Annotated in this window: 21 protein-coding genes; 7 read left to right on the top strand and 14 right to left on the bottom strand. The window is 48.9% G+C overall.

The window, feature by feature from the left end:
• Positions 1–38: 38 nt before the first annotated feature.
• The 9 genes from Q1A08_RS13555 to radA all read right to left on the bottom strand — a co-directional run bounded on the left by Q1A08_RS13555 (position 39) and on the right by radA (position 8,093).
• Positions 39–917, bottom strand: a complete 879-nt coding sequence (locus Q1A08_RS13555) for a hypothetical protein (RefSeq protein WP_299773785.1) — start codon at positions 915–917, stop codon at positions 39–41.
• Positions 914–1,504: a prepilin-type N-terminal cleavage/methylation domain-containing protein gene (locus Q1A08_RS13550; protein WP_299773783.1), complete on the bottom strand. Its 591-nt coding sequence runs from the start codon at positions 1,502–1,504 to the stop codon at positions 914–916. The genes Q1A08_RS13555 and Q1A08_RS13550 overlap by 4 nt, the downstream gene beginning before the upstream one ends.
• The gene (locus tag Q1A08_RS13545) at positions 1,505–1,894 is read right to left on the bottom strand and encodes a prepilin-type N-terminal cleavage/methylation domain-containing protein (RefSeq protein ID WP_299773781.1); all 390 of its coding nucleotides are present in this window, start codon (positions 1,892–1,894) and stop codon (positions 1,505–1,507) included. It lies immediately after the preceding gene.
• Complete coding sequence (locus Q1A08_RS13540) at positions 1,894–2,355, bottom strand: GspH/FimT family pseudopilin (protein ID WP_299773779.1); 462 nt, start codon at positions 2,353–2,355, stop codon at positions 1,894–1,896. The genes Q1A08_RS13545 and Q1A08_RS13540 overlap by 1 nt, the downstream gene beginning before the upstream one ends.
• 20 nt (positions 2,356–2,375) lie before the next feature.
• Positions 2,376–2,807: a type II secretion system major pseudopilin GspG gene (gspG, locus tag Q1A08_RS13535; protein WP_299773777.1), complete on the bottom strand. Its 432-nt coding sequence runs from the start codon at positions 2,805–2,807 to the stop codon at positions 2,376–2,378.
• Positions 2,808–2,868: 61 nt separating this feature from the next.
• Entirely contained in the window at positions 2,869–4,068 is a 1,200-nt protein-coding gene (locus Q1A08_RS13530; protein WP_299773775.1) for a type II secretion system F family protein, read from the bottom strand.
• Position 4,069: 1 nt separating this feature from the next.
• On the bottom strand, positions 4,070–5,812 hold the full coding sequence (locus tag Q1A08_RS13525; RefSeq protein WP_299773773.1) for an ATPase, T2SS/T4P/T4SS family: 1,743 nt from the start codon (positions 5,810–5,812) through the stop codon (positions 4,070–4,072).
• A gap of 57 nt (positions 5,813–5,869) precedes the next feature.
• Complete coding sequence (locus Q1A08_RS13520; RefSeq protein ID WP_299773771.1) at positions 5,870–6,466, bottom strand: methyltransferase domain-containing protein; 597 nt, start codon at positions 6,464–6,466, stop codon at positions 5,870–5,872.
• 256 nt (positions 6,467–6,722) lie between these two features.
• Positions 6,723–8,093 carry a DNA repair protein RadA gene (gene radA / locus Q1A08_RS13515; protein ID WP_299773769.1) on the bottom strand — a complete coding sequence of 457 codons (1,371 nt, stop codon included), beginning with the start codon at positions 8,091–8,093 and terminating at the stop codon, positions 6,723–6,725.
• Positions 8,094–8,235: 142 nt separating this feature from the next.
• Here radA and Q1A08_RS13510 point away from each other — a divergent pair, with 142 nt between their 5' ends.
• Positions 8,236–9,372: a DnaT-like ssDNA-binding domain-containing protein gene (locus tag Q1A08_RS13510; RefSeq protein ID WP_299773767.1), complete on the top strand. Its 1,137-nt coding sequence runs from the start codon at positions 8,236–8,238 to the stop codon at positions 9,370–9,372.
• Entirely contained in the window at positions 9,341–9,952 is a 612-nt protein-coding gene (locus tag Q1A08_RS13505) for a replication protein P (RefSeq protein ID WP_299773766.1), read from the top strand. Before Q1A08_RS13510 ends, Q1A08_RS13505 begins: the two co-directional genes overlap by 32 nt.
• Before the next feature lie 27 nt (positions 9,953–9,979).
• Here the strand turns inward: Q1A08_RS13505 and Q1A08_RS13500 are convergent, their stop codons facing one another.
• The 5 genes from Q1A08_RS13500 to Q1A08_RS13480 form a co-directional block, all read right to left on the bottom strand.
• Entirely contained in the window at positions 9,980–11,242 is a 1,263-nt protein-coding gene (locus tag Q1A08_RS13500; protein WP_299773764.1) for a DSD1 family PLP-dependent enzyme, read from the bottom strand.
• Positions 11,243–11,272: 30 nt separating this feature from the next.
• Positions 11,273–12,670, bottom strand: coding sequence for a D-arabinono-1,4-lactone oxidase (locus tag Q1A08_RS13495; RefSeq protein WP_299773762.1), 1,398 nt, complete (start codon positions 12,668–12,670; stop codon positions 11,273–11,275).
• Positions 12,671–12,743: 73 nt separating this feature from the next.
• Positions 12,744–13,112 carry a c-type cytochrome gene (locus Q1A08_RS13490; RefSeq protein ID WP_299773760.1) on the bottom strand — a complete coding sequence of 123 codons (369 nt, stop codon included), beginning with the start codon at positions 13,110–13,112 and terminating at the stop codon, positions 12,744–12,746.
• A 160-nt stretch (positions 13,113–13,272) separates the two neighbouring features.
• On the bottom strand, positions 13,273–13,941 hold the full coding sequence (locus Q1A08_RS13485; protein WP_299773758.1) for a TetR/AcrR family transcriptional regulator: 669 nt from the start codon (positions 13,939–13,941) through the stop codon (positions 13,273–13,275).
• 166 nt (positions 13,942–14,107) lie between these two features.
• A complete protein-coding gene (locus tag Q1A08_RS13480) occupies positions 14,108–14,419 on the bottom strand; it encodes a PilZ domain-containing protein (protein WP_299773756.1) in 312 nt (103 codons plus the stop codon).
• A 208-nt stretch (positions 14,420–14,627) separates the two neighbouring features.
• Here Q1A08_RS13480 and prmA point away from each other — a divergent pair, with 208 nt between their 5' ends.
• The 5 genes from prmA to purH all read left to right on the top strand — a co-directional run bounded on the left by prmA (position 14,628) and on the right by purH (position 21,315).
• Positions 14,628–15,500 carry a 50S ribosomal protein L11 methyltransferase gene (gene prmA, locus Q1A08_RS13475; protein WP_299773754.1) on the top strand — a complete coding sequence of 291 codons (873 nt, stop codon included), beginning with the start codon at positions 14,628–14,630 and terminating at the stop codon, positions 15,498–15,500.
• A 158-nt stretch (positions 15,501–15,658) separates the two neighbouring features.
• Positions 15,659–17,857: a DUF3426 domain-containing protein gene (locus Q1A08_RS13470; RefSeq protein ID WP_299774100.1), complete on the top strand. Its 2,199-nt coding sequence runs from the start codon at positions 15,659–15,661 to the stop codon at positions 17,855–17,857.
• 459 nt (positions 17,858–18,316) lie between these two features.
• Positions 18,317–19,342 carry a tRNA dihydrouridine synthase DusB gene (gene dusB / locus Q1A08_RS13465; RefSeq protein WP_299773752.1) on the top strand — a complete coding sequence of 342 codons (1,026 nt, stop codon included), beginning with the start codon at positions 18,317–18,319 and terminating at the stop codon, positions 19,340–19,342.
• On the top strand, positions 19,339–19,650 hold the full coding sequence (gene fis / locus Q1A08_RS13460; protein WP_166849727.1) for a DNA-binding transcriptional regulator Fis: 312 nt from the start codon (positions 19,339–19,341) through the stop codon (positions 19,648–19,650). The genes dusB and fis overlap by 4 nt, the downstream gene beginning before the upstream one ends.
• Before the next feature lie 81 nt (positions 19,651–19,731).
• Positions 19,732–21,315: a bifunctional phosphoribosylaminoimidazolecarboxamide formyltransferase/IMP cyclohydrolase gene (purH, locus tag Q1A08_RS13455; protein ID WP_299773747.1), complete on the top strand. Its 1,584-nt coding sequence runs from the start codon at positions 19,732–19,734 to the stop codon at positions 21,313–21,315.
• Positions 21,316–21,433: the final 118 nt, after the last annotated feature.

Below are 21,433 nucleotides of genomic sequence, written 5' to 3'. Positions count from 1 at the left end.
TTATTGGTAAACCATGATGACCATTACTAGCCACCACTTTATCGGCTCTCTACGGATCGCACAGGTTCCTTTGACTTAACCTTCCAAGGTAAACCCTCACGACTCTGCATCATTGAAATCCAATAGCGCTGCTGAAAAGCATATTTATCAGCAGCCAAGCTAACATCAACCCTATATACAGAACTATCAGCGCTAGACAACATCCCAGTTGAGAACTGAGCATGAGGTATTACATTGCCATCACCAGAGTTAAGCGCCTCTTCTCTTAACATCAAAAATTCATCAACTACCGTTTCATCGCCTTCAGCCAAAATTGACAGAAGCTCTTTGGGAGCCGCCGCAGGGTTAACCCCAGGAGCACCGCTTTGACCAATATAAAAGTAATCTTTAAGAAGCTCATAGCGGTCGACAGTAATACCTGGAATCAATAACAAATCCTCCAGCGCCCTAAAACGATTAGGTAAATCCAAAAGCTCATCATCAATAGCAGCCGAAGAAAAGCCGCCACCTATCAGTTCAACAAAGGAGGCAAGCTCTCCGCCTTCCACTCCTACCCCAAACTGCAAAACTGCTACTAATAGCTCCGGAGTCAAAGACCCTAGGTGAATCAAGCCGCTTGCGGGGTAAATTTCCACTTTCAATTCGCTAGAGTTATGCTCTAAAAAGTACTGCTGCGCTATCTGTTTGGAGGCATTATTTTCAGCTGTATCTATCTTGAATTGCCTCATTGATAGACGCATTGCTTTATCAAACAGCGCTCCAGCACGAATCATTTCCTGATCAAGCTGCTGCTGCTTTACATCCATTCTTGCAACATACACCACAGAAGCAACCATAAGTGACATTGCAGCCACTAGCCACATCACCATCACCAGCGCCACACCAGATTGCCGCCTACGGTAGGAGCCTAAGGTCACAACTGCACCGCCTGGGTAGCTGCCATATGAACTATGAGCTCGGGCCAATACTCATCATGCATACGAATATTTACCCTAACAGTCGACGGGCTCTCTGTTGATAAATCCCAAGCATCCTGCCAACGTTCTTGCCAATTAGCGCGATAACCCAATTCCAGTTCCGCGCCACCAGCTAGGATTTTATAAGCCTCGACATCTGCCCATACAGGTGGTTTCCAATCACTATTGTAAGGCAACATTTGTAGGAGCATCTCGCCATCCTGCCCCACAGACAAGCGTAAAATTTGCAAGCCTTTAGCCCCTACCTGGCTCATTGGTGCAACCCAAATCAGCTCATCGGCCGTCCCTTTAAAATACGTATAAAAGCCCTTTGGGTGCATTATAGGCACGGTTTTTTGCAAGCTTCTGCGAACGAACGCCAAGGTCATTCGCATCTGCTCAGCTTTCTCAATTTTACGCTCTACCGCCACCTGACTCTGTGCGAAGCTCCTTAAGGCGGTGGTCGCCGCAAGCGAAACCAGCGATAAGATCGCAAGCGCAATTAGCATTTCTATCAAGGTTAATCCGGCATTTCGACGCAAAGGCATTTACTGCTTTTCCTCCGCTCCGACAACAATTGATTCCAATAGAAACTGACGTTCTCTGTGGCCATCATCCCAAGATACAACCACCTCTATATCCTGCAACGATCCCTCTTTCATACCCTCAGGGTAATCACCCGCAGCGGGCTGAGTCGATACTTGCCAGCCATAACCACCTTCCGTTTCACCATTTAGCTGCAAACCCGTGATGGGAACAACTTGGTGATTTGCCAATAAGGACTCGGCCAGGACGGAGGCATAGGCATACTGCTCATCCAAAGACACATTTCTACTTGCACCCGCTACTGCTTGATACAAGGCACCCAAGCAAAGCCCTAGCACCGCAATAGCGACTAGCATTTCTAGCAATGAGAACCCTGCTTGAGAGCGGCGCATTATATAAACTCTTCTTCCAAAGAATGCTGACTGATACGGCCAAACAGCCAATCGACTTTAACTTGCACACCTTTACCGGTTTCATGCTCTAGGCGAATATCACCACCGCTTGAGCTGCCGTCGGGATAAAAACGAATAACCGCTTTGCGGGCGTCACCACTGAGCTCTTTCGCAGAAACCACCTCAATAGAAAAGCTTTCATCGAAGGTCTGCTGCAGCTTGTCGTTCACCAACACTTCTCGAGAACCTGCGCGATAAACCCAATCTACCGACCGCCCAGAGCTTAGCGCCTTGAAACGCGCGGCCTTGGTGGAGCTAATTAATGAACGTACAGAATCGCGGTACTGCATGGCATCGTACATGCGACCCATGGCTGGCAAAGCCGCCGCTGTCGCAGCTGCCATAATGGCCAATACCAGCATTAACTCTATTAAAGAGAAACCGCGACTGCGAAATTGCATAAAGGCTTACTGGCTATGCCTTAGTCATTGCTGGAAATATCAGCGGCATCACCTTCACCACCAGGCTGACCATCTACGGCATAGGAAATAACTTCTACACCACCGTTAGCACCTGGATATTTATAGATATACTCGCGATCCCATGGATCTACCGGCACTTTGCGATCTGATAAATAAGGACCGTTCCAACCTTTTGCGCTGGCGGGCTTTTCAACTAAAGCGGCAAGACCTTCATCATTACTCGGGTAGCGACCCACCTCTAGCTTATATATATCCAAGGCCGAGATGATGCCATTGATTTCAATAACAGCAGTTTTTCTCTGTGCGCCACCAAATTTATCCATAACAGCTGGGCCGACCAAACCAGCAACCAAGGCCAAAATAGCCAAAACCACCAATAGCTCGATCAAGGTCATGCCTTTTTCAGCTTTTACATTTAGCGATTTTTTCACAGTCTCTTCCTCATCATTTTTATTGCGAAGCAACTACCAACGAAGCAGCTGCCAATACGATTTAAACCAAATCATTGACGGAGATAATCCCCATCAAAATGGCAATAATAATTAGGGCGATAGCACCACCCATAAACAAAATCAAAATTGGCTCAATAAAGGTTAGCGCCCTTTTAACACCCACCTTTACATCGCCATCATAAACCCGCGCTAGCTCTAGCATCATCGCATCTAAGCTACCAGATTCTTCACCCACACGAACAATCTGAACCACTTTGGGCGTAAAGTTACCATTAGATTCCATGGTTGTAGATATACGGCCGCCTTGTTTGACCGCCGGCGGCAAATCCTGCAGGGATTCTTTTACATGACGATTACCCACGGTATTAATACCGATGGTAAGCGCCTGTAACAGTGACACACCGCTACCTAACAAGGTGCCAACCGTACGAGAGAAGTTGGCCATCTCATATTTAAACAAAACCATACCGAGAATAGGCATCTTCAACAAATAACCATGCCAGCGGTATTCACCTTCATCGGTACTTATCCAGTGACGCACATACCAAACAACGGCCGCGATGATGATTAATAAAAGCCACCACCACCCGGTAATAAAATCACCAGCGGCAATTACTCCTGCGGTCATAGCCGGTAAGGCATCACCCATATCGGCAAACAGGGATTCAAATTGCGGCACCACAAAGCCCAACATGACAGCGATAGAAATCACCGCCACCCCCATCAAAATGGCTGGGTAAATAAGGGCCGACACAACACTTGAGCGAACTTCTTTGGCGTTTTCAAGGTATTCCGCCAAATGCTGAAGCACATTGGCTAAGTCACCACTGGCCTCACCAGAGCGAACCATATTGACATAAAAGCCACCGAAATCACGCTCATAGAGCTCTAAGCCAGTGCTCAAGCCTTTACCGCCTTTGACGGTTTTCAATAATTCTTCAAGGACAATTTTAGGTTCATCTTCTTGACTCATATCGATGAGTACTTTTAAGCCTCGATCGATCGGCAAGCCCGCCCGCATTAACACGGCAAGCTCACTGGTAATATTCAGAACCTGCTCTCGGGATAAACGAACGTTATCCGAATCAGCCTTGATTTTAACCGAGCCTTCTTGCACAGAAACCGGCGTTAAACCTTGCTGGCGCAAGCTACGAATGGCCATTTCTTTATTGGCAGCCGAAATATTTCCTTGGGTCATCGCACCTTGGCGATCAGCCGCCTTGTAGGAAAACTCCGCCATCTTAAGCACTCACCTCGGCATCGACCGCACGCAACTCAGCCGCCTGGTCATCATCGCTTTGATCTTGGGTAACTCGCAAGACCTCTTCAAGCGAGGTCTCACCTGCGGCAACCTTGCGCAAGCCATCTTCATACAAGGTGATCATGCCTTGTTGGCGAGCCTCCTGATGCAGGCGAGTTGCATCCGCGCCATCCAAAATAGCGCGATGCATTTGGCTATCCATCACAAACAATTCATGAATAGCTGTACGGCCTCGGTAACCGGTTTGTTTACAGTTTGAGCAGCCTTTGGCGTGATAAATAGTATTTTCACCAGTAGGCATAAAACGATCTAGGCCAGCTTCTGTTTTTGCAGTGGCCGATAAATCTACAGGCTCACGACACTCTTTACAGAGCGTACGAACCAATCGCTGAGCTAATACACCATTTACCGAAGAGGTAATTAAGTAGCGCTCCACCCCCATATCTTCTAAACGAGTGATAGCACCGGCAGCGGTATTGGTGTGAAGGGTCGATAGCACTAGGTGGCCAGTTAACGCTGATTGCACGCCAATTTGCGCCGTTTCAGTATCACGCATCTCACCGATCATAATAATATCGGGGTCCTGACGCAGGATAGATCGCAAAGCGGCCGCAAAAGTGAGGTCGATCTGGCTTTGCACTTGAATTTGGTTAATACCGCGCAACTGATATTCCACTGGATCTTCAACAGTAATAATCTTCGCGGAAGCAGCATCCATAGAAGCCAATGAGGCGTAAAGCGTGGTGGTTTTACCTGAGCCAGTTGGGCCAGTTACCAACAAAACGCCGTGGGGCTTGACCAGCAAATCCAAATAGACTTTTAAGGTATCTTCGCTAAAGCCCATGCTTTGCAAGCTAAGCTGAATACTCTGACGATCAAGTACACGCATAACGATACTTTCGCCATGCACTGTTGGCGTAGTGGAAACACGCAAGTCGAGCTCATGCCCTTTAACACGAGTCATGATTCGACCATCTTGAGGCAAACGTCGCTCGGCGATGTTTAAACCAGCCAGCAACTTGATTCGCGAAGCAATGGCTGCGGATAAATCGGGCGATGGCGGATCCGGCATATCCTGCAAAACGCCATCCACGCGATAACGCAGCTGCAAGCCATCATCAAAAGGCTCAATATGAATATCAGATGCGCCTAGATCTAAGGCTTGGTGAATAATCTGATTAACCACCCGTATCACTGGGGCTTCACTCGCCAAGTCTTTTAGATGCTCGATGAATTCATCGTCACCGATAAATGCCTCACCTTCATCATCCAAGTCACCTTCTTCATCGCTCTCGCGATATTTGGCCAGCGCAACATTTATATCGCTCTCTAGACCAAATTCAATATTAACAGGGCGCCCCAAAGCTAGCTTAAGGGCTTTATTAATGAAGGGATCTTGCGGAACGGTTGCCGCAAAATCTACCTGGGATTCGCTACTGCGAAAGGGAACAACAAGATTGTTGAACAAAAACTCTTCAGCCAAGCCGTCTAGGCGAATAGCTTCTTCCGGATATTCCTCGTTGCTGATAAGGCGCTTATTCAGCTGCTGACCCAAGGCGGCCAGCAGGTCTAATTCCGAGATTAAGCCCAAACTAACCAGTACTCGGCCAATATAGCCGCCCATTTCCTCTTGGGCAGCCAAAGCCCTTTCGATATCTCGGCTAGAAACCTTGCCAGTAGCAACTAACTGCTGCCCGATCTTTTGTTGTTGGCTATCTTCCACAGAGTCTTCTCAATTCATCATCGTTCTTGGTCAGCAGCTTTTGACTGCGCTTAAACCCTACTTTACAGTCAGGCGAAACAGCCATCTTCTTAGAGACAACAAAACCTTACGTTTTATCCGTCCGCGCAGCCTTCGATGTGGTTTATGGAAGACACCCACGGTGTCACCCCAGGCGTGACTGCACTCCGCTGCGTGTGGTTCCCAGTCTGTAGTCACCTCATCCAAGCCCAAACCACCATATTTGGCCAGGGCATGATAACCATCTGGATAAAACCGCCAACAGTCCTGCGGAAAACGATGCTCTGGCCCTCGAGAAGGTGCGATTAGCAAAATTCGCCCTCCAGGCTTTAGCGCCCGCTCCATCTCCATCCAAGTTTCCCAGAAAAACTCAATATGCTCGTAAGCCTGGCCAGAAATAATAACATCTGCACTTTCCGCCTCTAAAGGCCAGCGGTAGGGATCATTTAATACAATATCAACATTAGGGCCCGCCTCAAGATCAATCCCCTTATACGTCCAATTGGGATTGTCAAAGATAGGCTTGTAGCTGCCGTTCACATCGTAACTGCCCAAATCGTAGATATTGAGCTTCTCGTCAGCGTTCAAATATTTTTCCGCAATACGCTTCATATGGTCATATGAGCTTATGTGCATCTATAACTCCTAAATAATTCTCGCCTCAGGATTCAATCCGTTCCAAAGTTACCGGGCCCGAAGCCACTTAACACAAAGGAAATGATAGAGAAATAGAGGCCAAAACAGCGCAATTTTTAGGCACTGTAAACCAAACAAAAGCGCGCAGTATAAAGCACGCCCCAGGGTATTGATACTCGGGCTTGGGTTTCTCTCCCTGAATACAGCTTTAGGCTGATAAAGCTCTACATTATAGGCATCAGTGGTAGCCAGAAAATTAGGCTTCCATCGCTGAAATCGCTTCTTGCAAAGTTTTCACCCCCAAGACCTGCAAGCCCTCAATAGGCTCAGCCGGACAATTGGAGATCGGCACAATAGCTCGCTTGAATCCATGTTTCGCCGCTTCTCGCAAACGCTCTTGCCCACTAGGCACCGGGCGAATTTCACCAGACAAGCCCACTTCACCAAACACAACTAAAGATCTATCAAGGGCACGGTTTCGAAAACTTGAAATTACCGCTAACAACAAGGCCAAATCCGCACTGGTTTCCATCACCCGCACGCCACCAACAACATTTATAAAGACATCCTGATCGCCCACCATAATGCCACCATGGCGATGCAATACCGCCAATAGCATATTGAGTCGATTATGATCCAAGCCGACAGCGACTCGGCGTGGATTGGCTTGATGACTATCATCCACCAAGGCCTGAATCTCCACCAGCAACGGACGGGTACCCTCCCAGACAACGATAACCAACGAACCCGCAGCAGCCTCTTCACCACGCTGCAGGAATATCGCTGAAGGGTTGCTCACCTCTTTTAAGCCTTGCTCAGTCATGGCGAAGACTCCCAGCTCATTGACAGCACCAAAGCGGTTTTTATTGCCTCGCATGGTCCTAAAGCGGCTATCATGTCCGCCCTCCAAGAGCACCGAGCAATCAATCATATGTTCCAGCACCTTGGGGCCAGCCAAACTACCATCTTTTGTCACATGACCAACCAAAATCAACACCGTGCCACTTTGCTTAGCAAAACGCGTTAAATAGGCCGCGCTCTCACGCACCTGGGAAACACTACCGGGCGCTGACGAGATATCCGCTAGGTGCATCACCTGAATAGAATCCACTACCATCACACTAGGCTTAAGATTTTGCGCCGCCGTGCATACCGCCTCTACACTGGTTTCGGATAGCATCTTTAATCTATCAGTGGGCAACCCCAAGCGCTTGGCGCGCATAGCCACCTGCTGTAAAGACTCCTCACCCGTGACATACAGGGCTTCTTTCTGAGCCGCCAAAAAACACATGGTTTGCAGCAATAAGGTCGACTTACCTGCCCCAGGATGACCGCCAATCAACACCACTGATCCCGGCACTAAACCGCCACCTAGCACGCGGTCAAACTCACCTGTTCCAGAGCTAAAGCGCGGCACATCTTGCAAATCAATATCCGCGAGCGTTTTTACACCGCCCCCAGCAGCACCAGCATACCCTTCAAACTTGGCCGCTCTATTACTGGGCGTAGGGCCAAGCTTTACTTCACTTAGACTATTCCAGGCACCACAATCCGTGCACTGCCCTTGCCACTTGCGGTAATCAGAGCCACAGTCATTACATACATATGCGGTTTTTGTCTTAGCCACCCACAGGCTCCTTTACGATTTTACTGGCGCGCAGTATACCTTAATTGGCAACAACTACCTGTCAGCCAAAAGCCAATATGCCGCCCAAGCAGCCCCCACATTTTCCCAAGCTTAGCCAGCCAATCAATGGTAATATCGCCCCATGACTTCACCATTTGATCAAGAACGAATTTTGGCGCTCTCGCCTAGCCTTGCGGCCACAATTGGCCTAGAGGAAGCCTGCTTATTTGCGGTATTGACTGAGCTCGCCGATATTCGCGAGCCCGCCCAACAGCGATTCTGGTTATTCAATCAAAGTGACCGAGAAAAGCGCCTGCCTTTTTTCAATGAGCTGGATGTTGAGCGAGTAAGCAAGAGCCTGGCGGCCAAGGGCTTAATTCATATCGCATCGGCGCCGTTTCAGCAAACACAGCAATTGCTGTTTAGCTTTGCCGAGCAGGCTAGCGCAGCGCCTGAAAGTGCACCGCGCAGCCGCCAAGGCTTACCCATTGTATCTAGCCATCTAAAAACTCAGAGCAGCAAGCCGCAGCCAGGAGCTACATTAATACCTCCGAACTGGCAGCCCGATATGGAAACCCTGCAGCGTCTGCGACAAATGAATGTTGAGGAAGCTTTTGCAAAAGCCCAAGTGGCCGAGTTTGTCACCTTTTGGCGCGACAGTGGCGAATCCCACAAGTCTTGGAGTTCAAAGTTCATAAACCGTGTGATTCACAAATGGCGCGAGCGTGAAACCTTTACCCATCAAAGGGACCAGATGCGCCCCATCGACTTCAACTGGCGCCCCAGCCATGAAGCCATGGAAATGATGATCAAGCATGCGGGCATTACCCCGCAGTTTGTGGAAGACGCCATCCCCGAGTTTATTCTTTACTGGCATGAAAAAGGCACCAGTGCGGATACTTGGAATACCAAATTTATCCAGCATGTACGACGCCAATGGGCGCGCTTCCAGTCCTCGGTCGCCAATGATGCCAACCCACATATTATTCCGGACAACTGGCAAGCCAGCGCCGATGTCTATGACATCTTGCGCATGGCCAATATTGATATGAATTTTGCCCAGCAGCAGCTGCCAGAATTTATTCTCTACTGGAAGGAAACCAAGCAAGCACATAGCTCTTGGAATACCAAATTTTTGCAACACGTAAAATACCACTGGGCCCAGCAACATAAGTTGCAACAAAAGGCCGTAGTAGCCAATAATAACGGCAGCAATCAGCAGCCACGCAGCACGAGAGAGCGCAGCCTTGTCGAAGACCTCACTGACACATCCTGGTAACGCCAACGGCGAAGAAGTACAAGCTCGCAAGGAAACCATCAATCAGGTTTTCAGCTTGTTTCGCATCAATTACCACAATCAATACCACAGTGCTTTTGGTAGTGATGAACTGCTTGGCCAAGCCAAACGTCTGTGGCTGGATGGTCTACAGCGCTTCGATAATGAAACCATCTTGCGTGGCGCCAAGCGGGTAATGGAAACCTCCGATTACCTGCCCACATTAAACAAGATGATTCGCGCCTGTGAAGGTGAGCCAGCCCAGCATGGCCTGCCAGCGCCCTATAGCGCCTATCAAGAAGCTTGCGGCGCCCCAAGCCCTAAAGCCGAAGCCAATTGGAGCCACCCAGCTGTGTATCTAGCAGGCAAAGAAGCCGGCTGGTTTATGCTGGCCAGCAATGCCGAGAAAACAGCCTTCCCAATTTTTAAACAATGCTACGAGAAATATTGCGAGCAGGTATTGGCCGGCAATAAGCTCAGCATGCCAGAAATTAAAGCGCTGCCAGAAGATATCGGCGAACCGCTTTCTAAAGAAGAAAACCAAAAGCGTATGGCTGATCTGCGCTCGCAATTGGATTTATAGCCCCCGGACAGAACAAGCAGCAGAGTTTTAAACCTGCTGCTGAAACACCGGCCAGCGCTCGCTGAGCTTGCCATTTTCCATAACCGCAATATCACCAAATTGCAGAAACACAAACTCACTTTGTGTCGGCCTTAAAAACACCCAATCGTCCGCTGCCAATTCAACAGAACGAGAGCCATTAAGCATTTCTTGATTGGTGGAGCGACCAAATACAGGGTTCGGGCTCAAGCCGGCAGGCGATTCAGTTTTTGCCTTCCAATAACCACCATAAGTAAAGAAACTACGCTCACGATTAGGGTTCCACCAGGCCATCAGCTTACCCAGCGCTGCCACACCAGGAAGCTCGGTGGTCGGCAAGGCTTTAATCACGGGCGTCGCAATAAAAGACGCTGCAACATGATCAGCCAAGCTCGGCATATCAAAATCCGTAGGTTTAACCAAACAGGAACCCGCCGCCAATTCATTATGGGGAAACTCACCTTCATCATAGAGCTGATAGGTTGGACTGCCCGCCGCGTTTAGCGTCCAGCTAGAATCAAAAGCCCCAAAGAACTGTACCGCAACATCTAAATATTTCTGATACTCAGTCATCGCTTTATCACGATGGGATACGGCACTACCCGGCAGCTTCACCACATGAGGCTCATAGCCCATCAAGCCGGAAAAGCTTAAGAAATTACTGCTTTTAATGAGTTCCAGCATTGCCAAAAGATCAGCCGAATTATTCACACCCCCACGATGCAAACCCACATCAATTTCGATATTGATGCGCATTTTGCGCCCCAAGCGCCCTGCTAGTGCTGCATACTGCTGTAGCCTCTCAGGGCTATCGATTAACCACTGCAATTGCACATCGGGATTAAACTCACCCTGTAACTGACGGTAAAAATTCTCGGCAGCCGCCACTGGCATGGGCTTACCAAACAACACATCCGATTCAGGAAAAGCCGCTGCCACTTGATTAGCAAATGGCTGGTGAAAGAGCATTAAGCGATTAGTATTCGCTTGCTCCATCACCTCTTTGAGCAAGTTAATAGACGGCAAAGATTTGGCCACAACCCGAAAGTGAAAACGCCCATTGATATGCTTAAGTAACGTTGCGATATTTTGTTTTAGCCTGGCTCGGTCAATCACCAAGCTAGGCTGGGATACATCGGCTTGCGCCAGATTATCACTAAGCGCTTTAAAATAATCGCTATGCGCCCCACCATTATCTCTAGGCTTTAAAGCTGCGGCCGCAATTCCTGCAGCCCCTAAACCTAGCAGCATATTTCTTTTTGTTTTTTGCATATCGGCTTCCAGCTCTTGGGATCAAATGTTTTAAGAAAAGATGCCCTTCAAATAAGGGTTTAAAAACTTGTCCTGCGGATCAAGCTGCTGACGTAAAGCTTTAAAATCATTCCAGCGAGGATATAGCTTTTCCAAGTCAGCGCCGCTTAGAGTATTTAACTTACCCCAATGCGGGCGGCCGCCGTATTTTCTTAAGATGGGTTCAACGGCGGCATATAGCGGTTTGAAGTCTTCTTGGAAAAAACGGTGCACGGCAATCGAGCAACTCTCACGCCCATTAAAAGGACTCAACCAAATATCATCGGACTTCACCACTCGCACTTCGAACGGAAAGAATACTTCGGGGAAGTTATTTTCAACTTCGGCGCGTATCTCTTTAAAGGCAGCCACTAGGTTTTCTCGAGGTAGGTGGTATTCCATTTCATTAAAGCGCACATTGCGCTCTTTGGCGTAGTTTTCCCAAGAGTTGGCCACTACCACTTCTTTATCGAGGCTACTCATATAGGATGAAAGAATCAGCTCGCGCAATTTAGGCGACCAACTCAACCAATCGCGCAAACTCTTTAAGGTATTGGCGCCATCATTTTGATCCATTTCTTCGGTGCGAGAAGGTTCTTCTTCAGTGATGTTATGCACATCCGTAAAGCCCATGCCAGAGAACGGAATATAGTAAAACTCAAAGTTACGATTATTATCAGCCAACTGATCTACCTGAGCGAGAATATCTTCGATAGGCATCCACTCGGCTTCACGTCGCAAACGATACAGCGGCTCATTACGCATGCGTATTTGAGTCACAATCCCCAAGGAACCCAAGCCTACCTGGGCCGCCTTAAAAATATCGGCATTATTGTCTGCACTGCAATCAATAAGCTCACCATTTGCAGTAAGAAGCTGCAGACCGTCGACATAGCTAGACATACAACCCAAGCCAGCGCCGGTTCCATGTGTCGCTGTAGAGATCGCGCCCGCCAAACTTTGCTCATCGATATCAGGCATATTAATCAATGCCTGCCCTCGCTCCGCAAGCGGTGCACCAATATCTCCTAAACGCGTGCCCGACCAGATAAGCGCCGTATTACTTTGCTCATCATGCTCAATAACACCCGCAAGGCGGCTTAAAGAAATAATCGTATCGTCAGTGGGCACCAAAGGCATAAAAGAGTGACCCGCCCCCACAGGACGCACAATACCTGGAGCGGCCGTTACCAGCTCCTGCAACTCGGCCACAGATGAAGGCGCCTTACGCGCTGCCGGAAAACACTCCTGCGAACCCGACCAGTTACGCCAGGGAATTCTACGCTTCTTTTTAGCGGGGGCCGCATCAGAGCTGGAGGTTGCCGAGACGGCCAAGCTAATGGTTGGGTTTACTGCAGCCGTTGTTGCTGTCGCCACCAATGCACTTAAAAACTGACGTCGATTAGTCATTCTATTGCCTATTATTGTTACCGCTTTTCATCGACAGACTCTCAATTTGCCTGCGATCTACTACTTAAGGGGGTTATTTGCTCAGCGTACCAGCCGCCATAAACTCGATTAATGCCTCGAACTGTTCTGGCTCACAGTCCATACACATACCTAAAGGTGGCATACCACCCACCCCGTTGATCACATTATCCAGTAATGCATCCATGCCTTTTGCCGCCCGAGGCTGCCAAGCAGCCACATCACCGGTCTGCGGAATTGCCGGCGCACCGGTTCCATGACAGGCAATACAACTGCGCTGGTAAAGAGCCGCCAATTGAGGATCTTCTGGTAGCTGTCGAAAATTAACCTTGGCCTTGGCATCTCCAGCTGGCGCCGAACCGTCGCCGCAAGCTACTAAGCCTACACAAAGCAAAGCCATAGCAATCTGATAAATAGTTTTCATAAACAGGCCCACTTAAGGATGCATTTTTATTCTAAATACTTCTTCCAGCTTGAATCCTACCCCAAACAAAAAACAAAAGATAGTCATAACTAACTTTTAAATTACAGAAAAACCCCACGCTCCCAGCATGTTAAAAAACAATTTCAATAAAATAGAGGGATTAACCACCCTTATAGCTCATACGGCTGATCATATCGCGCCAATACAAGACGATGATTTTGGCAGCCTCTTCGATGGCAATATCCGCTGAGGTCTCGCTATCTTCGATAGACATTTCCACCGCCGTCATTGCAACTTCCATCGACATTCGACTTTGCACACCAATGCGCTCTTCATCATCAATCTCATAAAAAGCTTCCCACTGGCTCAATAGCCACTGAGTCATACGCTTATGGGACTGCAAGCGAACCTCTTGCAGAATTGGAATGGCACGCATCGCTGAAAGCACAGCCAGGCTGGCCGGCTGTTCGCGAGTAACATCATAGGTTTCCCTTACCAAACCCTCGACCTCAACAAATAACTTCTCGGGCTCACTGGGATCAAAGTAGGTTTCATGCCACCCCACTAATATCTGATTCTGTCGATCCATCAAACGCGCACCCAAAGCGTAAAGCACGGCGTACTTATTCTTAAAATAACGATACAGCGCAGGCACAGTAATACCCGCACGCTCAGCAATCAGGTTAGTGGAAATCCGCTCCACCCCCAGTTCCACAAGCAGCTCACTGGCGGCATTTAAAATGCCCTCATAAGTCTGCACAGCACGCTGCTGCTGAGGTTTATTTTTTTCTAATAGATCGGGGGGAACATGGGACTTTTTAAAGGGCACGGAGATACCTAGATGCTGCAAAATGACAAACAAGAGGGAAGCTTAGCGATGCGCCTAGAGCTTGTCCACGGCACTTAAGTTGGGCCGAAGCTGGCAAAGCCTAGCTTTATGAGTTGCAGTTCACACTTTGAGCAGATGCTCGGCATTTAGTTGACAGTGCAATCAGTTAGGCCTCTAGCTTTTTAAGGCGATCCGGCAAATCCAAGCAAGCGGCAGATTTATGCACCTTAAAGCCCGCACCACTGTCTTCGCAGCGGACGACCTCTAAGTTTAATAGGGCCTGTGGGCCAGCGCTCCCTAATAATTGCCCCTGAATAACCGTACCCATTGGCGGTAAGACTTCAGGTTCCAACAGCAAAAACAGCCCATCATCAGAGACATCACGAGTATTGACCTCTTTTTCTCCAAAGCTCGAGTGATAAATCTTCATCCGACAAAGAACTTTCACTCGGCACGAAGCGCGTTTTTCCTGTTCCATATCTGCAATCCATTATTAGTATTCAGCCGATGCCATCACGGCGCTGGGCTTTATAGTGACGCTCAGTATAATAGCCCCGCCCAATTTATATAAGGTGCTTTATATAGCGCTCCATAAATGCACTATAGACGCCCAATGAAAGCGCCCTGCTGCGGCCATGCTTACACCACAGCAAGCCACAACGAACTATCCCACACCGAGATCTATTATGCCCTGGTTACAATTTAAAATTGATTCCGATCGCAATCAAGCAGAAGCTATCGAAGACCTAATGTTGGCAACCGGAGCCGTATCGGTCACCTTGCAAGATAATGCCGACCAACCCATATTAGAACCAGCACTCGGCGAGACTCCCCTATGGCAAGAAACTCGCGTGACAGGCTTATATGAAGCAACTGTCGATACCGAATCCATTGCAGAACATTTCTCTCAACAAAAGGTCGCTGGACGCTGGGAACAGCTAGAAGACAAAGACTGGGAACGGGAATGGATGAAAAACTACCACCCCATTAAGTGTGCGGATAACTTTTGGATCTGCCCAAGCTGGATAGAACCACCAGAACCCGAAGCCATTAATTTAATGCTCGACCCAGGCCTCGCTTTTGGTACCGGCACACACCCCACTACATTTTTGTGCTTGCAGTGGTTAGCGCAACAAGATATCAAAGGGCAAAGCGTTATCGACTATGGTTGCGGCTCCGGAATCCTAGCCATTGGCGCACTATTAAAAGGCGCCGATAGCGCAATTGGTGTAGATATCGACCCTCAAGCCTTAATCGCTACCCGCGAAAACACCGAGCGCAACAAGCTAGCGGAAGATGCCATCACTGTTTTCCTACCCAATAAATGCCCGCAAGAGCCTGCCGATCTAATGCTGGCCAATATTCTGGCCGGGCCATTAGCCGAGTTAGCACCCAGCTTGAGCTCGCTGACTAAGCTTGGTGGAAAACTTTGCTTATCGGGAATTTTGTACAACCAAGCTGAAGTTGTAATGGAAGCCTACCGACCGTGGTTTGACTTTGATGAGCCACAACAGCGCGAAGAATGGGTCTGCCTAACCGCAAGCAAAGTTAAGGATTAAGCGGCCTGTAGAGAACTGCCGCAAACTCTGCGAGCGACAGACAGCATAGATAGTGGCTCAATCAGCACGGAGCCGCTACACTGTGGTCCAAAGGCCTGTTGATCGAACAGCTAGTTACACGGATAAGATCAGGAATAACAAGAAGCACAGTGGATAATATGGTCACTCGCTGCCCAGCTTGCAGCACCGCATTTAATGTTAATAGCCAGCAGCTTGCCAGCGCCAAGGGTGCCGTGCGCTGCGGTTCTTGCCTGCAGGTTTTTAAAGCGATTGACCACGTCGTCGACAATGGCTTAATTCTTAATAAGACTACAGAGCCGAATGAAGCGGCTGATGATGTGCACGTGCAATCCGCACAAGCATCAACTCCAGAATCCTTGAATTCTGCCCCTAGCGAAGAGCCCCCCAAAGAAAAAGAAGAAAAAGAGCCTGCCGCTAGCTGGGACGACTACCCTAAGAGCGATAACGCAGCTTTAGATAACTCAACACTCGATAGCTCACTGCAATCAGACTTCCAGGAACTGGCGATAGAGGACAACGAAGAAGATCCGTTCAGTCAAATCGACCAAAGCCTTGCCGAACAGCTGGATCAAGAACTGGATGAAGCCTTCTCCGAAGGACTTGATATAGAGCCACCAACTACATCGCAAAATGAAGCCAGCATTAGCAGCTTTGAAGCGCCAGCGACTGAAGCACCTACAGCCGAAGCGATAAAGCAAGAACCGATCGAAACCCCAGGGCCTGAAGAAGCGACGGCTAACAATGACTTTTTTAATGAGCTTAGCCAACTAGCCGAACAGAGTCTTGATGAGGCCAAGTACGAGCCCACAAGCTTTAATAGCGAAGGCGAATCAAGCTTAGCGAGCGCCGAAGCAGACTCTTTAGAAACAAGCCATTTGGCAGAAGCCAATGATTCGACAGAAGCTGCTAACAACAAAGATTTTGATAAGGTAGATTCCGATAGCAATGAGTTATCACTCAGCTTCGATGATGAGCCCGCAGAAGAATTAATTGCAGACAAGCCAGATTCAAGCGACTTAAACCCGGAATCAAACGACTTAAACATCGAACCTTTGCAGGTTGAACTCGAAGAAGAGCAACCCCCTGTCGTTGATAACTCACAGGAAGAAAGCGAAAAAGTAAGCGTAGAATCTCTAGAAGAAGCTCTGACTGAGCCCGCAGCAGAGACCAACAGTCTAGCTTTGGAAGTAGAAGCTCCCGTGGAAGAGGAGTCAGTGGAAGAGAAAGCAGAAGCAAAAGAAGAGCCTCGCTTTATCGACGACGATACCGAGCACTTTAAACAGAAGTCAGATACCAGCCACAACTTGCCACAGGCCTTTACTTCAGAGCATCAAGAGCAAGACGAAGAAGGCTTAGATGAAAGCTGGGCTCTGGAAATGATGATGAAGGAGCTTGAGGCCGCTGAAAATAAAAGCGAGCATTCCAAAATCGAGCAAGCTCTTGACCGCAAACATCCACCAGAGCCAGAGCTGTTTGCAGAGTCGGAAATCCAAAGCGACCCATTTTTCGCGCCAGAAGCTCATCATCAGGCTGACGAAGGCCCACATAAAGAAAGCGAGTTTGACGAATTAGATCTAAGCGGGCAACTCGAAGATGCGCTTAGTATGGATACAATTGATGCAGGTAATCTTAGCCTCGCACAAGATAGTGAATACAACCTCGAGCAGGCTGACAATGCTCAGGACAGCTATGCAACAGACAATGCAATCGAGCCTAGCTTTGACGAATCCACTCCAGAGCAAGAGCCTCTAGAAAGCGTTGATACCGCTACCATCCCACCTGTAAATGAAGAAGAGCCCAGCAAAGCGGAGATGATCGACAGTATCGAGCCTGAGCCGCTTGAAATGGAATTTCGCCAAGAAAAACCTAGCTGGAATTGGCTATGGGGTAGCGGCGCGTTTATGGCCATCGTGCTGGCCGTAGGGCAGTTTGCATGGCTCAAGTTCGATGATTTAAATTTACAGCCCCCCTATCGCGACCTCTACCAAACGGCTTGTAATTTTATTGGCTGCAGCTTGCCGCCGCAGGTCGATCTAAGCAAACTGAAGGCCTCCAACTTAGTTGTGCGCAGCCACCCAGAAGAAGAGCAAGCACTGGTGGTAGACATGGTGCTGCTGAACCTGGCCAACTTTGAGCAAGAATTCCCAGACATTCAGCTAACCTTTAGCAACATCGATGGTAAAGCCATCGCCAGGCGCAGCTTTCGCCCCGCTGAGTATCTAGCCGGCGAACTGGCTGGGGCCAGCATCATGCCCATTCAGCGCCCAATCCATCTATCCCTAGAGATAGTCGATCCAGGCGAACAAGCCGTCAACTACAAAGTCGACGTTAAATAAACGCACCGCTCACACCGGGGTATGAGATCCCTAGGGATCTCATACCCCGGGGTCAGAACCCATGGGTTCTGACCCCACCTCGAAGCCGCGAACAAAGTGCCTACACCTGGGGTCAGATCCCTAGGGATCTGACCCCATTTCGAAGCCGAGATACCCCAAAACCCCCAAACTAAAATGCAAGCCCACCCCACACAAAATGCAATTTTAAGCGTCAGCTTTACCCAGCCACCTTTGACCGATCAAAAAAACGGCAAATCGAACAAATTCCCACTTCCCTTAGCAGGGTCTCTACAGGTATCATATGCGCCCTTTTTCGGGACCTGGTGGAAAAATAAGCAGTTACCAGCATCATAACGATTGCCAGTAAGTAACTACTCACACCAAAACTGACCTAGCGCCTAAGATCATTGAAAAACAATGGCTTAGCGACGGTCTTGAACCAGCTTGCAGGAAAGACACTTGTTTCATATTGGCCCATACCAGATCCACAGCCCAGTTGTACTGGCGCCTATGGCTGGTATTACAGATCAGCCTTTTCGCCGTCTGTGTAAACAGTTCGGTGCAGGCATGGTAACGGCCGAAATGCTTACCTCAGATACCAAGCTGTGGCATAGCCGCAAATCCCAGCAGCGCATTATCGACAAAAACGAAGCCGAACCTCGTGCCGTGCAAATTGCAGGTGCCGAGCCCGCCATGCTAGCCCAAGCTGCACAAGCTTGCGTGGAGCACGGCGCACAGATCGTCGATATCAACATGGGTTGCCCAGCTAAAAAGGTCTGCAATAAAGCCGCCGGCTCCGCCCTATTGCGCGATGAAGCCTTGGTGACTGATATTCTGCAACAAGTGGTTGCTGCCGTAGATGTACCGGTAACTCTAAAGATACGCACCGGCTGGTCACCCGAAGAACGCAATGGCCTTAAAGTCGCTCGCATCGCAGAAGATTCTGGCATCCAAGCCCTTACCGTACATGGCCGCAGCCGTGCCTGTCGCTTTAAAGGCGAAGCCGAATACGACACCATTGCCGAAATAGTGCAAAGCATCCATATTCCTGTCATCGCCAACGGCGATATTACAAACCCGCACAAAGCCAAACAGGTCTTAGACCACACTCAGGCCGCGGCGGTAATGGTAGGCCGAGGAGCCCAAGGGCGCCCTTGGATTTTCCAAGAGATTAATCACTACCTCCAAGAACAAAAAACCGCACCATTGCTGAGTTTGGAAACCATACAAACCACGATTAGCCAGCATCTCGAGGCATTACACCAGTACTATGGTGATTACCTCGGTTTGCGCATTGCCCGTAAACATATGGGCTGGTATCTGCAAACTTTGGCTGCAGATACTGTTAACACCCATACGGCAAATTTCGATTGGTCTGGCCTACGCCAAACCTTTAACAAATTGGAAGATTGCCAACAACAACAGCATTATGTCGAACAGCTGTTCGACGACTTAATCAAGACTATAGAGGAACAAGCCGCATGAATAGCGTAGAAACCTTCGCCACTGAAGCACCGGTTGCGAACACGCCTGTTGAGACTAACCAGCTGACCGACACCAGCCGTAACCAGTCTCTGCGTGACAGCGTTGAAATTGCGATGGAAAACTACTTCCGCAACTTGGAAGGCCAGAGTGTTACCGACGTATACGAGTTGGTAATGGCTGAAGTTGAAGCACCAATGCTAGAAGTGATCATGAAGCACACTCGCCACAACCAAACCAAAGCTGCACAAGTTTTGGGCCTAAACCGTGGCACCCTGCGTAAAAAGTTGAAACAGTACGGCCTACTTTAAGTCGCGCTGAAAACTGATATAGAGACAGATAGAAACGATTTCTTAATCGATTCACTTTTCGATCACTAACAGGATCTAACCATGAGCTCTAGCAATGACCAAAACCTGGTTGCCGTAAAACGCGCACTGATCAGTGTGTCTGATAAATCAGGTATTGTTGAATTTGCCCAGCAACTTAGCGCTATGGGCGTTGAGTTGCTTTCCACTGGCGGCACCTTCCGCTTACTGCAAGAAAACAACATCGCAGTAACCGAAGTTTCGGATTACACCGGCTTTCCAGAAATGATGGATGGCCGTGTTAAAACTTTGCACCCGAAAGTACACGGCGGCATTTTAGCTCGTCGCGGCCAAGACGATAGCGTAATGGCCGAGCACGGCATTAATGCAATCGACATGGTTGTGGTCAACCTATACCCGTTCGAGCAAACCGTTGCTAAAGAAGGTTGTAGTTTGGAAGACGCTATCGAGAACATCGATATCGGCGGCCCAACCATGGTGCGCGCAGCTGCTAAAAATAATGCCTTTGTAAATATCGTGGTTAACGCCAGCGATTACGAAGCGATTATTGCGGAAATGCAAGCCAACGAAGGCGCAACTAGTCAGGCTACTCGCTTTGATTTGGCCATTAAAGCTTATGAGCACACCGCTGCTTATGACGGTGCCATCGCCAACTACTTCGGCCGCATGGTGCCTGGTGGTAACGATAAGTTTGCCCGCACGTTCAACAGTCAGTTTACTAAAGCTCAAGATATGCGTTACGGTGAAAACTCTCACCAAGACAGCGCCTTTTACGTTGAGAAAGATGCAGCGGCCGGCACCATTGCTAGCGCTGAGCAAATTCAAGGTAAAGAGCTTTCTTACAACAATATCGCCGATACCGATGCCGCACTGGAAACCGTTAAACTATTTGACGAGCCAGCCTGTGTGATCGTGAAGCACGCCAACCCTTGTGGTGTGAGCGTTGCGGCCGATATTAATACCGCCTACGAACTAGCCTTTGCGACCGATCCAGAATCGGCCTTTGGTGGCATTATCGCTTTCAACCGCGAGCTGGATGCAACAACCGCTTCTAATATCTGCGCCAAGCAGTTTGTGGAAGTGATTATTGCCCCAAGCATCAGCGCGGAGGCCAAAGCGGCTGTTGCTGAAAAGAAAAACGTTCGTTTGCTGGAGTGTGGAGCCTGGGGTGAAACAGCACCAAGCTTCGATCTTAAGCGCGTAGCCGGTGGTTTATTGGTGCAAGATCGTGATCTAGGTATGGTAACGGCGAGTGACTTAAAAGTGGTCACCAAACGCGTACCAACTGAAGAAGAAATTCGCGATTTACTGTTCACTTGGAAAGTCGCCAAGATGGTGAAATCCAACGCGATTGTTTACGGTAAAAACGGCCAGACCATTGGTGTGGGCGCTGGCCAAATGAGCCGCGTAAACTCTGCACGAATCGCTGCTATTAAAGCTGAACACGCTGGTTTGGAAGTAAAAGGTAGCTGTATGGCTTCCGATGCTTTCTTCCCATTCCGTGACGGTATTGATAATGCTGCCAAGGTTGGTATTAGCTGTGTGATACAGCCAGGTGGCTCGATTCGTGATGAAGAAGTGATTGCAGCCGCCGATGAGGCTGGGATGGCGATGGTTTTCACATCAATGCGACACTTCCGCCATTAATAAGCTCTAAGCGGCGTCTTTGTGTTTCTGACGGCGTTGCTTCGGTGCTCGGTTGGTCATGTACTAAACGTACACTCCCGCCCTGTGCTCCGAGGCGCCTTGTCAGAAACACAAACCC

The sequence above is a fragment of the uncultured Pseudoteredinibacter sp. genome, from assembly GCF_947500695.1.
GTDB lineage: Bacteria > Pseudomonadota > Gammaproteobacteria > Pseudomonadales > Cellvibrionaceae > Pseudoteredinibacter.
This window is presented reverse-complemented; position numbering and strand designations above follow the sequence as displayed.

What these genes read in the sequence shown, in the direction of transcription:
- Q1A08_RS13550 (WP_299773783.1), bottom strand. Translation starts at nt 1,504, where the DNA reads ATGCCTTTGCGTCGAAATGCCGGATTAACCTTGATAGAAATGCTAATT.
- Q1A08_RS13545 (WP_299773781.1), bottom strand. Translation starts at nt 1,894, where the DNA reads ATGCGCCGCTCTCAAGCAGGGTTCTCATTGCTAGAAATGCTAGTCGCT.
- Q1A08_RS13540 (WP_299773779.1), bottom strand. Translation starts at nt 2,355, where the DNA reads ATGCAATTTCGCAGTCGCGGTTTCTCTTTAATAGAGTTAATGCTGGTA.
- Q1A08_RS13530 (WP_299773775.1), bottom strand. Translation starts at nt 4,068, where the DNA reads ATGGCGGAGTTTTCCTACAAGGCGGCTGATCGCCAAGGTGCGATGACC.
- Q1A08_RS13520 (WP_299773771.1), bottom strand. Translation starts at nt 6,466, where the DNA reads ATGCACATAAGCTCATATGACCATATGAAGCGTATTGCGGAAAAATAT.
- Q1A08_RS13510 (WP_299773767.1), top strand. Translation starts at nt 8,236, where the DNA reads ATGACTTCACCATTTGATCAAGAACGAATTTTGGCGCTCTCGCCTAGC.
- Q1A08_RS13500 (WP_299773764.1), bottom strand. Translation starts at nt 11,242, where the DNA reads ATGCAAAAAACAAAAAGAAATATGCTGCTAGGTTTAGGGGCTGCAGGA.
- Q1A08_RS13495 (WP_299773762.1), bottom strand. Translation starts at nt 12,670, where the DNA reads ATGACTAATCGACGTCAGTTTTTAAGTGCATTGGTGGCGACAGCAACA.
- Q1A08_RS13490 (WP_299773760.1), bottom strand. Translation starts at nt 13,112, where the DNA reads ATGAAAACTATTTATCAGATTGCTATGGCTTTGCTTTGTGTAGGCTTA.
- Q1A08_RS13480 (WP_299773756.1), bottom strand. Translation starts at nt 14,419, where the DNA reads ATGGAACAGGAAAAACGCGCTTCGTGCCGAGTGAAAGTTCTTTGTCGG.
- prmA (WP_299773754.1), top strand. Translation starts at nt 14,628, where the DNA reads ATGCCCTGGTTACAATTTAAAATTGATTCCGATCGCAATCAAGCAGAA.
- Q1A08_RS13470 (WP_299774100.1), top strand. Translation starts at nt 15,659, where the DNA reads ATGGTCACTCGCTGCCCAGCTTGCAGCACCGCATTTAATGTTAATAGC.
- fis (WP_166849727.1), top strand. Translation starts at nt 19,339, where the DNA reads ATGAATAGCGTAGAAACCTTCGCCACTGAAGCACCGGTTGCGAACACG.
- purH (WP_299773747.1), top strand. Translation starts at nt 19,732, where the DNA reads ATGAGCTCTAGCAATGACCAAAACCTGGTTGCCGTAAAACGCGCACTG.